Source organism: Bacillus sp. LH1 (genome assembly GCF_057924895.1).
In genome coordinates this window covers 4174168-4187171 of sequence record NZ_CM175007.1, presented here as the reverse complement: position 1 = coordinate 4187171, position 13004 = coordinate 4174168, and the positions used below count along the sequence as shown (strand labels likewise).

Sequence of the window (13004 nt, the reverse complement as noted above, 5' to 3'; positions counted from 1 at the left end):
ATAAAAACCGTTGCTCATGCAAGCAACGGTTTTTATTATTGTTCTTTTTTCACTTTCACGCGAGGTAATATTTTTTGTAACGGTACTTTTCGAACTCTTTCCCATGTAGCGGGATTCATTGGGTTATATTGCTCTAAGAAAGCGATAACTTCTTTCGTAATTGGCGTTGGAGTAGAAGCACCTGCTGTAACAGCTACGTTTTCTACACCTTGTAGCCACTCTAATTGAATTTCGCTTACATCAGCAACTCGATATGCTTTTGTACCCGCGATTTCTTGTGATACTTGTGCTAAGCGATTTGAATTGTTACTTTTCGGATCACCAACAACAATTGTTAAGTCTGCAACATCAGCTTGTTTAGCGACAGCTTCTTGGCGAACTTGAGTTGCTAAACAAATTTCTTTATGGAATTCTGCTGTTGGGAATTTTTTTTGAATGTCCTCCATTAAATGTTGAACATCCCATTGACTCATCGTTGTTTGATTTGTTACTAAAATTTTATCTGTTGGGATTTCTAATGTTTTTAAATCATCGGCTCTTTCGATAAGGTGAACGATGTCAGGTGCAATACCAACTGCGCCTTCTGGCTCTGGATGATTTTTTTTACCGATATAAATGACATGATACCCTTCCGCTTTCTTAGCTTCGATAAGGTCATGCGTCTTGGTAACATCTGGGCAAGTAGCATCGATTGTTGTTAAACCTTTTTCTTTTGCGCGTTGTTTAACTTCTGGAGAAACACCGTGTGCAGTGAAAATAACAGTACCAGAATCAATTTTATCTAAAATTTCTAAGCGACTTGGACCGTCTAATGTGATGATTCCATCTTCTTCAAAAGCGTCTGTAACATGTTTATTGTGAACAATCATACCTAAAATATAAATGGGTCTCGGCAATGATTTATCTAATGCGGCGTTACGTGCAATTACCATTGCATCGACAACACCGTAGCAATAACCACGAGGGGAAATTTTAACAATTTTCATATGAGTAATCCTCTCCTTCTAAACAAGGGATACTTTTGTGCATAGTCTTTTACATTATAAAGGAGGAGTGGATAGAAAACAAAGGATTGTTACACATATAGTTTTGGTTTTGTTGCTGTTTGTTGAACTGGTTCTTTCGGTAACTCTTTTTCTATTACAGGTTCAATCACTATTTTCTTTCGTTTTCGTTTCTTTTTTTGAGGTGCAGGAGGCGGACTTTCTACTTCAACTGGCTCTGTTACATTTTCCGTTTGATTTTCTTCCGTGCTTTTTCCAGAGGTGAGGATTTTAACAATGCTTGGTAGACTACGCATAATAGGACCGTACTGTTCGACGACAGGACCTACAGATTGAACGACTTGGGATACTTTTTCGATGTTATTTATCATATTAGTTGGATTTGAAATTAAGTTCGAAAAAAAACTGCCGATGCCACTGCTTGCTGTTGCCGTAGCTGTAGTTGTGCCCCCGCGCGTTTCAGTTGATTCATACATTTGAGGCGGTATCATTTGCTCAGGATATTGCTGCATGTATGGTTGATATTGTGGATGTTGCTGCGGATATTGTTGTTGGTATTGCTGCGGATATTGCTGTTGATATTGGGGCGGTGGTGGTTGCTGATGCATCATCGGTTGCCCTTCCATTTGTCGGTAAGGTGGAACCATTTGCATAAAAGGCTCGGTTGGATCGTGTTTTTTAAAAAGCTTAGCAAGAAAACCTTTCTTTTTTTGTGCCATTGGTGGTAGTTGTGGAATTGGATATGGTGTATAAGGTTGCTGCCCTGGATTCGGATACATTTGCCTTGTAGGGGATTTCGGAAACATGTGAGAAATCCTCCTTTCTTCAGTTAGGTATATACACATACAATATGCAATAAAAGGGAAGAAGGTTAGTTTTTGAAGTGAAAACCTAAACTAAAGATGGATTTTACTTGTAGATTTCGATATAATGTAGACTTGACTGATTTGTGCGCGCAGTAGAAATTTTAGAAAGAAGGTGTAACTTATGACACAACAAACTTTTACACAGTATGATTTTAAACCATTTTTAATAGATGCAGTTCGTGAACTACGCTTTACAGAGCCGACAGGAATTCAGCAGAAAATTTTCCCAGTCGTGAAAAAAGGTGTAAGTGTAATTGGACAATCCCAAACAGGTTCTGGGAAAACACATGCATACTTACTTCCTACATTAAACAGAATTAATGCAAGTCGTGAAGAAGTACAACTTGTTATTACAGCGCCTACTCGTGAGTTAGCACAACAAATTTACGAAGAAATCGTGAAATTAACAAAGTTTTGTGCGGAAGACCAAATGATTACAGCACGTTGTTTAATTGGTGGAACTGATAAACAACGTTCAATTGAGAAATTGAAAAAACAACCTCATATCGTAGTTGGGACACCAGGACGTATTAAAGACTTAGTTGAAGAACAAGCATTATTTGTTCATAAAGCAAATACGATTATTGTCGATGAAGCAGACTTAATGCTTGATATGGGATTCATTCATGATGTAGACAAAATTGCAGCACGCATGCCTAAAAACTTGCAAATGTTAGTTTTCTCTGCAACAATTCCTCAAAAACTAAAACCGTTTCTGAAGAAATATATGGAGAATCCAGAGCATATTCATATCAATCCAAAACAAGTTGCAGCTGGAAACATTGAACATTATTTAGTGCCTTCTAAACATCGTAATAAAATTGATTTAGTGCATAAAATGCTACTTCAATTTAAACCGTATTTAGCAGTTGTTTTCACGAATACGAAAAAGATGGCAGACCAAGTTGCTGATGGATTAATGGAACGTGGCTTAAAAGTTGGACGAATTCATGGGGATTTATCACCACGTGATCGTAAAAAAATGATGAAACAAATTCGTGACCTTGAATTCCAATATATTGTTGCGACTGATTTAGCAGCACGTGGTATTGATATTGAAGGGATTAGCCATGTTATTAACTATGAGCTACCATCAGATTTAGATTTCTTCGTTCACCGCGTTGGAAGAACAGCACGTGCGGGGCATTCTGGTATTGCAGTGACGATTTATGATCCAGCAAACGAAGAAGCGTTAGATAGCTTAGAAAAACAACGTCATATCGAGTTTAAACATGTAGATTTACGTGGAGATGAGTGGGCAGATTTAGGTGAGCGTCGTCGTCGTAAGAGCCGTAAAAAACCAAATGACGAACTTGATGTTATGGCAACGAAAGTTATTAAAAAACCGAAAAAAGTAAAACCAAACTATAAACGTAAACTTGCAACAGAACGTGACAAAGTGAAGAGAAAATATAGCAATAAAAAAAGATAAGGGGTTTCCCTTATCTTTTTTTAATCCCGCTAATTTAAATGAAGAGTATAGTCTGTCTAAATAGTCATATGAATTTGTGTAGTGCGTCTTTTGTGAACAAACAATTCACTACATATTTCTACAAATTATGCTATCATTATATCTATTGTATATTGAAGAGGTGATTGTATGTTAAAGATTGGATCTCATGTTTCTATGAGTGGTAAGAAAATGTTATTAGCAGCAAGTGAAGAGGCTGTTTCATACGGTGCAACAACGTTTATGATTTATACAGGTGCACCGCAAAATACACGAAGAAAACCAATTGAAGAATTGAACATAGAAGCAGGAAGAAAACATATGGAGCTGAACGGAATTGAGGAAATTATCGTCCATGCGCCGTATATTATTAATGTTGGGAATACGACGAAGCCAGAAACATTCCAATTAGGCGTAGACTTTCTTCGCATGGAAATTGAAAGAACATCGGCATTAGGTGTAGCGAAACAAATTGTTCTTCACCCAGGAGCGCACGTTGGTGCTGGAGCAGATGCTGGTATTCAACAAATTATTAAAGGGCTTAATGAAGTGTTAACGCCAGAACAGACGGTTAACATTGCGTTAGAGACGATGGCAGGAAAAGGAACAGAATGCGGTCGTAGCTTTGAAGAAATTGCAAAGATTATTGATGGTGTAAAATATAATGAAAAGCTATCCGTATGCTTTGATACGTGTCATACGCACGATGCAGGATATGATATTGTAAATGACTTTGACGGCGTATTAAACGAATTTGATAAGATCGTTGGTATAGATCGTTTACAAGTACTTCATATTAATGATAGTAAAAATGTACGCGGAGCAGGAAAAGACCGTCATGAAAACATTGGATTTGGTCACATTGGGTATAAAGCATTGCATCACATTGTACATCATCCACAGTTAATGCATGTACCAAAAATTCTTGAAACACCGTATGTAGGGGAAGATAAAAAAGATAAGAAGCCCCCATATAAATTGGAAATCGAAATGCTGAAAAACGGCACTTTTGATGAAGGGCTTCTTGAAAAAATTAAAGCGCAATAAGGAGGGGAAATCCCCTCCTTATTTTAGTAGTTGCTGAAACAATGTATTTACTTGTTGGGCAGTGGCAGGGGAAGTTACTTTTGCGATCTGTTTTAAGAGCTCTAGTCGCTCGTTGTTATCGTAAATATTAATATTTTTACCCTTCATAAGTAAAACGATTTGGTCAGCTTGTGCGGCTGTAATAGGAACTTCGTATTCTTTGCTATATTTTAATAACTCTTTTGTAGAAATATGATTTAATTTTTTATTAACAATTTGTTTAATGAGGTTCATCTTATTATCCTCCTTCACGCGTTCTTCTATCGAAATATATGAGCATGTAGCTTGTACATATTCGTATGGAGTTTCTTTTTTCATGAGGAAAAGAAGCGTATGTTATAATATAAGGACGAAACTACAGAAAAAGAGTACAGGGAGGGCTTATGGAGCAAAAGCAACATCGAAAAGAAAGTGTTATTCATCTCATTTATCGTTTAGTTATGATTATTTTTGGAGCAGCATGCGCGGCGGTGGCGATTGAACTATTTTTAATGCCAAATAAAATTATTGATGGTGGAATTATTGGTATTTCTCTTATATTAGATTATCTTACTCCTAACATTTGGTGGTTAAGTTTTTCTACTTTAGTCGTTGTTCTCAATATCCCATTTATGTATTCCGGTTATAAGCAAATTGGAAAAACATTTATGTTATCTTCGACATTTGGTATTGTAGCGTTAGCTTTCATTGAGTCAACGTTACATGCGGTGCCACCATTTACAACAGAACCTATTTTAGCGACAGTGTTTGGTGGGCTTATTTTAGGTCTTGGTGTAGGACTTGTAATTCGTCATGGTGGGTCGTTAGATGGAACTGAAATTATGGGGATTTTATTAACGAAGAAACTACCGTTCTCTGTTGGTGAGTTCGTAATGTTTGTGAACTTATTTATTTTTGCATGGGCAGCATTTGTGTTTGGTGTGGAACAAGCGATGTATTCTGTTATGACGTACTATATCGCATTTAAAACAATCGATACAGTAATTCAAGGGCTAGATGAAACGAAGGCGGTTTTAATTGTATCTGATCAATATGAGGAAGTATCAAACGCGATTTTGCATCGTCTTGGCCGTGGAACGACAAAGCTTGTAGCAAAAGGTGGTTACACGGATAAAGAAAAAGAAGTTATTTATGCAGTGGTAACGCGTCTAGAAGTGACGAAGTTAAAATCAATTGTGCATGAAATTGATGAAAATGCATTTGTTACGATTATGAGCACGCAAGAGACAAATGGTGGTAAGTTTAAATCGGCTATTCACTAAAAAGTTTATAGGAATATTTTTCGGAAGCAGAGAATTTTTCTCTGCTTTTTGTTATAATAGTAAGGTTTCTTGAAAAAATAGATATATTTTAGGCAGATTGGTTTACAACTATAATAAGCTGTACTATAATTCAAATAGATATAAATCGGAATCATTCTGAATTAAAATAGGTGAGATGCTATGAATAATATATTAGAAATTGAAGGTTTAACATTCCGATATGAAGATCGGAATGTGTTAGAAAATATTAATTTGCAAGTTCCGAAGGGAGCTTTTTTAGGTTTAGTGGGACCGAATGGTTCAGGTAAATCAACTTTACTTAAGTGTTTATTAGGCGTTTTAAAGCCAAAAGAAGGAAGCATACGCGTGTTTGGCGTTGATAGTAAGAAGTTTAAGGAATGGAACAAAGTTGGTTATGTATCCCAAAAGGCAAATAGTTTCAATTCTGGTTTTCCAGCAACTGTTTCTGAAGTTGTCTCAATGGGACTTGTTTCGAAAAAAGGGCTTTTTCGCTTTTTTACAAAAGAGGATAAAAAAAAGGTAGAAAAAGCAATTGCTGATGTAGGGATGAGTGAGTTTCAAGGTCGTAACATTGGAGAGCTTTCTGGTGGACAGCAACAGCGTGTATTTATTGCTCGTGCGCTCGTTAGTGATCCTGAATTGCTTATTTTGGACGAGCCTACTGTTGGAATCGATGTGAAAAATGTGGAAAGTTTTTACGAAATATTAGAGGATTTAAACAAAAGGCTCGGGATCACATTAATTCTTGTTACTCATGATATGGGAGCTGTTACTGAAAAAGTAACACATGTTGCATGCCTAAACCAACATCTACATTTCCATGGAAATGTAGAGAAGTTCCGAGAGTTAGAAGATGCAGAAATGTCCGTCTTATATGGACATCATGTTCATCGTTTAGAACACGAACATGAGCATCACGGGAGGATATAATGATACAAGATTTTTTACAATATGACTTTTTACGTAATTCTTTATACGCAGGTATTTTAATTGGACTTGTTGCACCGCTAATTGGTGTGTTTGTTGTTATTCGTCGTTTATCTCTTATTGCGGATGCATTAAGTCACGTGACGTTATCGGGTATTGCAGCAAGTTTATTACTTGAAAAAACCATTTTTACAGGTGGATTTTTAAACCCCTTATATATGGGGATGATTTTCTCGATTGGTGGAGCGCTACTAATCGAAAAGTTACGAACTGTATATAAGCACTATCAAGAATTAGCAATTCCAATTATCCTTTCGGCAGGGATGGGGGTTGGAGTTATTTTCATTTCACTTGCAAATGGATTTAACACAGACTTATTTAGTTATTTATTTGGTAGTGTCAGTGCTGTAACAAGTACAGATTTAATTATTATTGGGATTGTAGCAATTGTTGTTGTTGCGACAATTATTTTATTATATAAAGAGCTGTTTCTATTATCATTTGATGAGGAATACGCAGTATCAACTGGTTTAAGAGCGAAATGGATTCACTTTATTTTCATTATATTAGTTGCTCTTGTCATTGCAGTATCAATGCGTGTAGTGGGGGTTCTTCTCGTATCATCATTAATGACATTACCAGTTGCAGCAAGTATTCGTATTGCTAAAGGATTTAAACAAACAATTTTCTTTTCCATTTTATTTGGTGAAATTGCAGTAATTGGTGGAATGTTTGCTTCGTATCAACTTGATCTAGCGCCAGGTGGTACAATTGTTATGATAGCAGTTCTTATTTTAATCGGTGCGATTTTATGGAAGAAGAAAAAAACTGCATAAAGTAGGGATAGGTATGAATCTAACAGAAGCTTTACGCCTAATGAAAGAAAAAGGATATAAACATACTGGAAAAAGAGAAGAGATGCTCAGATTATTTGCAGCACATAATCGTTATTTAACTGCGAAAGACGTTTTAGAACATATGAAAGACGATTATCCAGGGCTTAGTTTTGATACGATTTATCGTAACTTAACAGTTTTTGCTGAGATTGGTGTTTTAGAACAAACGGAATTAAATGGCGAAAAACATTTTCGTTTTACTTGTTCTATTATGGAACATCATCATCATTTTATTTGTTTGGATTGTGGGGGGACGAAAGAGATTACTTCCTGCCCAATGGATTTTATGAATAAAGATTTTACTGGTTATGAAGTAACGGGTCATAAGTTTGAAATATATGGTCGTTGTCCAAAATGTGCAAAGTAAAAGCTCGTCGGTTATGTAACTGACGAGCTTTTTTACGTAGAAAAGAAGGTTGCTCACAAATATTGTGGCAACCTTCTTTTTATTGTTCTTGTGTCTCTTTTTCTTTTTCTCGTTCAGCAGCCATTTCAGCAGCAATTACGTCGATTTCTTTTTTCAGTTCTTCTACCATTGTTTCTTCTGGTACTTTACGAACGACTTGCCCTTTACGGAATAATAATCCCTCTCCACGTGCACCGGCAATACCGATATCAGCTTCACGAGCTTCACCAGGGCCATTTACAGCGCAACCAAGTACTGCAACTTTAATTGGTACTTGAAGTGTAGAGATGTATTCTTCCACTTCGTTAGCAATGCTAATTAAATCGATTTCAATACGACCACAAGTTGGACAAGAGATAAGTGTTGCTGCATTAGACGCAAGACCGAATGATTTTAATAATTCGCGAGCAACTTTTACTTCTTCAACTGGATCAGCACTTAATGAAATACGTAGTGTATTTCCGATGCCTTTATTTAAGATTGCTCCAAGACCAGCAGCACTTTTTACAGTTCCGGCAAACAATGTTCCAGATTCTGTAATACCTAAATGTAATGGATAATCAAAAGCACGAGCAGCTTTCTCGTATGCCTCGATTGCTAAGTTAACATCAGAGGCTTTCATAGATACGATAATATCGTGGAAATCTAAGTCCTCTAAAATTTTAATATGATGTAGCGCGCTCTCAACCATACCATCTGCAGTTGGGTACCCGTACTTTTCTAAAATGTGTCGCTCTAATGAACCAGCGTTTACACCGATACGGATTGGAATACCGCGCTCTTTTGCTGCATTTACAACAGCTTCTACTTTATGGCGACGACCAATATTACCTGGATTGATACGTACTTTATCGATGCCACCTTCAATTGCTTTTAAAGCAAGGCGATAATCAAAATGAATATCAGCAACAAGTGGAATGTTGATTTGTTTTTTTATATCAGCAATAGCATCTGCTGCGCGTTCATCTGGAACGGCAACGCGGACGACTTGACAGCCGGCTTCTTCTAAACGCTTGATTTCAGCAACTGTTGCTTCAACATCATGTGTTTTTGTTGTTGTCATACTTTGTATAATTAATTCATTATTACCGCCGATTGTTAAATTACCGACTTTAACTGGACGTGTTTTTGTACGATGAGTCATTTCATTCACGAATAGATCGCTCTCCTTATAAAAGAAGTTTCTTATTTAGTCCCTCATATCAATGATAGTATACGTGATATAGGGCTATAGAAACCGAAGTACTCGGTTTCACTTTTACTATTGTATCAGCGCCTTTATGTAATTGACAAGGATTAAGTGATAGCTTATTGATATAACGGGAATTTATAAGACTTTCCAATTTGTATTTTTGTAGCAGATGTACTTTTGTTTAATTGTTTAAAGTCGTCAATGACTTTTTCTATGGAAGGAATTTTTTTCTTGTTAATTTGTTCTGTAATAGAAAGAACTGTCTCACCAGTTTTTACTTCAATTGTTTTATAAGATACATCCGTTTCTTTTTCTGTTTTGTTCGCTTTATTTTGTTGACTGTCTGTGTTTTCTTTTTTAATTGTTTGAGCAGCAGTTGTTTTTTTATATGAACTTAACATCGGTAAAGTACCGATTTTTATATCGTAATAAAATATATAACCGAGAACAAGCACGAATAGGAATATACCTAATCTCTTCATATTCTTCACTCCTTTGCTAGGAATATATGCTTGTCCAAAAAAAAAATGCCTATTTAGGCATTTTTTATTTTTCTTTCGGTTTGGGTACCTCTTTAATCGTTAAGTATAGAACGATTAAAACAACAGCGATATAAATGAACGTTGCTCCAGGTACGACGATTTTGAATAAATCCATAATCATGAAGAAAATGGTTGGGATCGTGTAGCTGTATGCAGTTAGTGTCCAAACTTGTTTATAGGATAGTTTACGTTGACCGCTCATAGCAGAACCGATGAACGCAAGTAAAGTCACGCCTACAAAAGTGATGAATAATTGGAATAGGTACACTAAGAATCCAATAACAAATAATAAAATTGGATAAATATTATCGAATAAAGAAATAAATTCTTGTAAATCTTTTTTCTCCAGGGATGCACCTAACAAATCGTTATAAGAATACGTTTGTGTTTGACCATTTCCCATAGAGACTACTTTATCTTTTAAAACAAATAAACCTGTTTTATTTTGATATTTTTCTAGGTCTGTTGAATTTGGATCAAATACGAAAAGTGTATTTCCTTCTTCTTTTTCAATAGGTTGATCAATATCGGCTTTTAGTTCGCCATTTTCGATTTTAAAATCAGGTAAATCTTTATCGATGACTTGATTTACCATGCCAACACCATCCTGGATAAAACTACCGTACAAAAAAGTTCTTGGAATAGTAGTAATTAAGCAAAGTAGCATAATATACAAAATGGTTTTACCGATTTTTTGAAAACGGAATAGCGCCATATCTTTAGGCGAGTATATGCTTTTTACGAATTGGGTAAATATGGACATAGATTCACTTCCTTTATGTATGTATAAAATCATTGTAACGTAGGAATCTAGAGAATCTCAAGATATATTATATTTACATATAGTGGAGATAACTAAATTTCTTTTATTAACTTTCTTCTTTTAAATAAGAAAAATACAATTGACACTTTTCTTTTCTATATGGTAAATTTATCTTACATTTCTTAAAGAGCATATCCGATAGGAATTCCTCTATTTGATATGTTGTTACATACATAATTGTGGACCCTTAGCTCAGCTGGTTAGAGCAGACGGCTCATAACCGTCCGGTCGTAGGTTCGAGTCCTACAGGGTCCATATCCATTTCGCATGTTTATTATGTTAGCAGGAAGCTTCCTTGTAGAAGGAAGCTTTTTTTACGGAATATATGAGCATTTTAATTGAAAAGAAGTGGGAATTTTGCTACTTTAATGATAGCAAGACAATGTGATTTATTTGTTTGCACCCTATGGCAATTAGGGTAGAATGAAGTTGTATGTCACTTAAGTGGCAATACATAAACTGGGAGGAATATAACAATGGCAAAACACGAATTACCAAATTTACCTTATGCGTATGATGCTTTAGAGCCTCACTTTGACAAAGAAACAATGAACATCCATCATACAAAACATCACAACACGTACATTACAAACTTAAACGCTGCTTTAGAAGGTCATGCAGAATTAGCTGACAAAAGCGTAGAAGAATTAGTTGCAAACTTAAACGAAGTACCAGAAGCAATCCGTACAGCAGTACGTAACAATGGTGGCGGACATGCTAACCATACATTCTTCTGGACAATCCTATCTCCAAACGGCGGAGGACAACCTGTAGGTGAACTTGCAACTGCAATTGAAGCAAAATTCGGTAGCTTCGATGCATTCAAAGAAGAATTCGCAAAAGCTGGCGCAACTCGCTTCGGTTCTGGTTGGGCTTGGTTAGTAGTAAACAATGGTGAGTTAGAAGTAACAAGCACTCCAAACCAAGATTCTCCTTTAACTGAAGGTAAAACTCCAGTTATCGGTTTAGATGTTTGGGAGCATGCTTACTACTTAAACTACCAAAACCGTCGTCCAGACTACATCGGCGCATTCTGGAACGTTGTAGATTGGAACGCTGCTGAAAAACGTTACCAAGAAGCAAAATAATCGTAATAAATATAGAAAAAGCTAGGGGAGAGCTCCTAGCTTTTTTCTATGCTTTCCTTTTACATAATTGGGCTTGTCTTTGGAAGACTAGAACATGAAGTAAAGGAGAGTTGTGTATGAAATGGAAACATATAATTGGTGACGTTGAAGTGAATCGGGATTTAGTGTTATTGCTCCTTATAGGAGGTTTATACACGCTCGCAATTTCTTTATCAAATACGTTTGTAAATATTTATTTATGGAAACAAACACAAAATTATGTGAATCTTGGCTTGTATAATTTAGCCAGCGTGGTATTACAGCCTCTCACATTTCTTGTAGGGGGAAAATTAGCGAAACGTATCGATCGCTCGATTTTATTACGAATAGGAGTAGGGACGCTCGCAATTTTTTTTATTGTTGTCTTAGTAGCAGGGAAAAGTGCTTCTCAGTATATTTTATTAATGGGGGCTCTTTTAGGAGTAGGATACGGTTTTTACTGGTTGGCTTTTAACTTATTGACATTTGAAATTACAGAACCAGAAACAAGAGATTTCTTTAATGGGTTTCTTGGACTTCTTACATCCTTCTCTGGAATGATTGGACCAATAGCAGCAGGATACACAATTTCACGTATGGAGAAATGGAGTGGCTATACTGTTATATTCTTTCTTTCATTAGTTCTATTTGCAATTGCTGTCGTCTTAAGCTTCTTTTTATCTAAAAGAGAATGTGAAGGGCGTTATGAAATCGTGCAAGTATTGAAAGAACGACGGATTGATAAAAATTGGGGAAAGATTACACGAGCTCATTTTTTCCAAGGATTGAGAGAAGGAACGTTTATTTTTGTCATTTCAGTATATGTTTATTTAGCAACTAATAGTGAGTTTGCATTAGGGAAATACAGTTTAGTGAACTCTGCTGTATCCTTTGTATGTTATTACTTAGTTGCTCGTATGTTAAAGAAGGAGTGGCGAAAAAAAGCAATTTTACTTGGAGGCATTATTTTATATGCTGTCGTCTTTTTAGTTATTTTCAATGTTACATACACGAAATTACTTATTTATGCGGCATGTATTGCAATTGCATATCCTATATTACTTGTTCCGTACGGATCAATGACATATGACGTAATTGGTAGAGCGAAAAATGCGAGAGAATGGCGTGTGGAATATGTCGTTGTTCGGGAGTTGTGGTTAAACGCCGGAAGAATCTGTTCCATTTTAAGTTTTTTATGTGCTGTACTATTCTTTCCACCTGAAAAAAGTTTACCTTACTTATTATGTATTTTAGGTGCTGGACATTTTCTTATTTATTTTGCAGTTAAAAATGTCAAATATGATGAGGGAAATGCGAGTAAAGCAAGTGTTGTAACGCAAGGGAACGCGCAAAATCAAACTGAACCAGAAGGTTAACTTCTCGTTTGTTTTATGTTAGAATAGAAAAAGATGTAAGACAGCAG

The 13004-nt window shown here is 35.9% G+C and carries 14 protein-coding genes and 1 tRNA gene; 9 read left to right on the top strand and 6 right to left on the bottom strand.

Features of this window, described 5'->3' with window-relative positions:
* Window positions 1-35: 35 nt before the first annotated feature.
* Window positions 36-986: a 4-hydroxy-3-methylbut-2-enyl diphosphate reductase gene (locus tag ACX9TM_RS21680; protein ID WP_000706662.1), complete on the bottom strand. Its 951-nt coding sequence runs from the start codon at window positions 984-986 to the stop codon at window positions 36-38.
* Between the two features lie 89 nt (window positions 987-1075).
* A complete protein-coding gene (gene vrrA / locus ACX9TM_RS21675; RefSeq protein ID WP_000484168.1) occupies window positions 1076-1810 on the bottom strand; it encodes a VrrA/YqfQ family protein in 735 nt (244 codons plus the stop codon).
* 181 nt (window positions 1811-1991) lie between these two features.
* On the opposite strand from vrrA, the gene ACX9TM_RS21670 reads away from it, so the two are divergent.
* Both ACX9TM_RS21670 and ACX9TM_RS21665 read left to right on the top strand, forming a co-directional pair.
* A complete protein-coding gene (locus ACX9TM_RS21670; protein ID WP_000194017.1) occupies window positions 1992-3302 on the top strand; it encodes a DEAD/DEAH box helicase in 1311 nt (436 codons plus the stop codon).
* A gap of 168 nt (window positions 3303-3470) precedes the next feature.
* Window positions 3471-4367, top strand: coding sequence for a deoxyribonuclease IV (locus tag ACX9TM_RS21665; protein WP_000912460.1), 897 nt, complete (start codon window positions 3471-3473; stop codon window positions 4365-4367).
* An 18-nt stretch (window positions 4368-4385) separates the two neighbouring features.
* Here ACX9TM_RS21665 and ACX9TM_RS21660 read toward each other — a convergent pair whose 3' ends face one another.
* Entirely contained in the window at window positions 4386-4640 is a 255-nt protein-coding gene (locus tag ACX9TM_RS21660; RefSeq protein WP_001048954.1) for a DUF2624 domain-containing protein, read from the bottom strand.
* Between the two features lie 149 nt (window positions 4641-4789).
* Here ACX9TM_RS21660 and ACX9TM_RS21655 point away from each other — a divergent pair, with 149 nt between their 5' ends.
* The 4 genes from ACX9TM_RS21655 to ACX9TM_RS21640 all read left to right on the top strand — a co-directional run bounded on the left by ACX9TM_RS21655 (window position 4790) and on the right by ACX9TM_RS21640 (window position 7879).
* Entirely contained in the window at window positions 4790-5668 is an 879-nt protein-coding gene (locus tag ACX9TM_RS21655) for a YitT family protein (protein WP_000435963.1), read from the top strand.
* Between the two features lie 180 nt (window positions 5669-5848).
* Window positions 5849-6619, top strand: a complete 771-nt coding sequence (locus ACX9TM_RS21650) for a metal ABC transporter ATP-binding protein (protein ID WP_001059662.1) — start codon at window positions 5849-5851, stop codon at window positions 6617-6619.
* Window positions 6619-7452 (top strand): metal ABC transporter permease, encoded by an 834-nt coding sequence (locus ACX9TM_RS21645; RefSeq protein WP_000613815.1) that lies wholly within the window; start codon window positions 6619-6621, stop codon window positions 7450-7452. Before ACX9TM_RS21650 ends, ACX9TM_RS21645 begins: the two co-directional genes overlap by 1 nt.
* A 13-nt stretch (window positions 7453-7465) precedes the next feature.
* Entirely contained in the window at window positions 7466-7879 is a 414-nt protein-coding gene (locus ACX9TM_RS21640; protein ID WP_001054516.1) for a Fur family transcriptional regulator, read from the top strand.
* 79 nt (window positions 7880-7958) lie between these two features.
* Here ACX9TM_RS21640 and ispG read toward each other — a convergent pair whose 3' ends face one another.
* The 3 genes from ispG to yqgB all read right to left on the bottom strand — a co-directional run bounded on the left by ispG (window position 7959) and on the right by yqgB (window position 10415).
* Entirely contained in the window at window positions 7959-9062 is a 1104-nt protein-coding gene (gene ispG / locus ACX9TM_RS21635) for a flavodoxin-dependent (E)-4-hydroxy-3-methylbut-2-enyl-diphosphate synthase (protein WP_153577907.1), read from the bottom strand.
* 164 nt (window positions 9063-9226) lie between these two features.
* Window positions 9227-9592 (bottom strand): protein YqfZ, encoded by a 366-nt coding sequence (gene yqfZ / locus ACX9TM_RS21630; RefSeq protein ID WP_000825414.1) that lies wholly within the window; start codon window positions 9590-9592, stop codon window positions 9227-9229.
* Between the two features lie 64 nt (window positions 9593-9656).
* Entirely contained in the window at window positions 9657-10415 is a 759-nt protein-coding gene (yqgB, locus tag ACX9TM_RS21625) for a protein YqgB (protein ID WP_000021898.1), read from the bottom strand.
* Between the two features lie 241 nt (window positions 10416-10656).
* Here yqgB and ACX9TM_RS21620 point away from each other — a divergent pair.
* From ACX9TM_RS21620 to ACX9TM_RS21610, 3 genes are all read left to right on the top strand, one after another.
* A tRNA-Ile gene (locus tag ACX9TM_RS21620) sits at window positions 10657-10730 on the top strand.
* 221 nt (window positions 10731-10951) lie between these two features.
* The gene (sodA, locus tag ACX9TM_RS21615; RefSeq protein WP_001052031.1) at window positions 10952-11563 is read left to right on the top strand and encodes a superoxide dismutase [Mn]; all 612 of its coding nucleotides are present in this window, start codon (window positions 10952-10954) and stop codon (window positions 11561-11563) included.
* A gap of 116 nt (window positions 11564-11679) precedes the next feature.
* On the top strand, window positions 11680-12957 hold the full coding sequence (locus ACX9TM_RS21610) for an MFS transporter (RefSeq protein ID WP_000871384.1): 1278 nt from the start codon (window positions 11680-11682) through the stop codon (window positions 12955-12957).
* Window positions 12958-13004: the final 47 nt, after the last annotated feature.

What these genes read in the sequence shown, in the direction of transcription:
- ACX9TM_RS21680 (WP_000706662.1), bottom strand. Translation starts at nt 986, where the DNA reads ATGAAAATTGTTAAAATTTCCCCTCGTGGTTATTGCTACGGTGTTGTC.
- vrrA (WP_000484168.1), bottom strand. Translation starts at nt 1,810, where the DNA reads ATGTTTCCGAAATCCCCTACAAGGCAAATGTATCCGAATCCAGGGCAG.
- ACX9TM_RS21670 (WP_000194017.1), top strand. Translation starts at nt 1,992, where the DNA reads ATGACACAACAAACTTTTACACAGTATGATTTTAAACCATTTTTAATA.
- ACX9TM_RS21665 (WP_000912460.1), top strand. Translation starts at nt 3,471, where the DNA reads ATGTTAAAGATTGGATCTCATGTTTCTATGAGTGGTAAGAAAATGTTA.
- ACX9TM_RS21660 (WP_001048954.1), bottom strand. Translation starts at nt 4,640, where the DNA reads ATGAACCTCATTAAACAAATTGTTAATAAAAAATTAAATCATATTTCT.
- ACX9TM_RS21655 (WP_000435963.1), top strand. Translation starts at nt 4,790, where the DNA reads ATGGAGCAAAAGCAACATCGAAAAGAAAGTGTTATTCATCTCATTTAT.
- ACX9TM_RS21650 (WP_001059662.1), top strand. Translation starts at nt 5,849, where the DNA reads ATGAATAATATATTAGAAATTGAAGGTTTAACATTCCGATATGAAGAT.
- ACX9TM_RS21645 (WP_000613815.1), top strand. Translation starts at nt 6,619, where the DNA reads ATGATACAAGATTTTTTACAATATGACTTTTTACGTAATTCTTTATAC.
- ACX9TM_RS21640 (WP_001054516.1), top strand. Translation starts at nt 7,466, where the DNA reads ATGAATCTAACAGAAGCTTTACGCCTAATGAAAGAAAAAGGATATAAA.
- ispG (WP_153577907.1), bottom strand. Translation starts at nt 9,062, where the DNA reads ATGACTCATCGTACAAAAACACGTCCAGTTAAAGTCGGTAATTTAACA.
- yqfZ (WP_000825414.1), bottom strand. Translation starts at nt 9,592, where the DNA reads ATGAAGAGATTAGGTATATTCCTATTCGTGCTTGTTCTCGGTTATATA.
- yqgB (WP_000021898.1), bottom strand. Translation starts at nt 10,415, where the DNA reads ATGTCCATATTTACCCAATTCGTAAAAAGCATATACTCGCCTAAAGAT.
- sodA (WP_001052031.1), top strand. Translation starts at nt 10,952, where the DNA reads ATGGCAAAACACGAATTACCAAATTTACCTTATGCGTATGATGCTTTA.
- ACX9TM_RS21610 (WP_000871384.1), top strand. Translation starts at nt 11,680, where the DNA reads ATGAAATGGAAACATATAATTGGTGACGTTGAAGTGAATCGGGATTTA.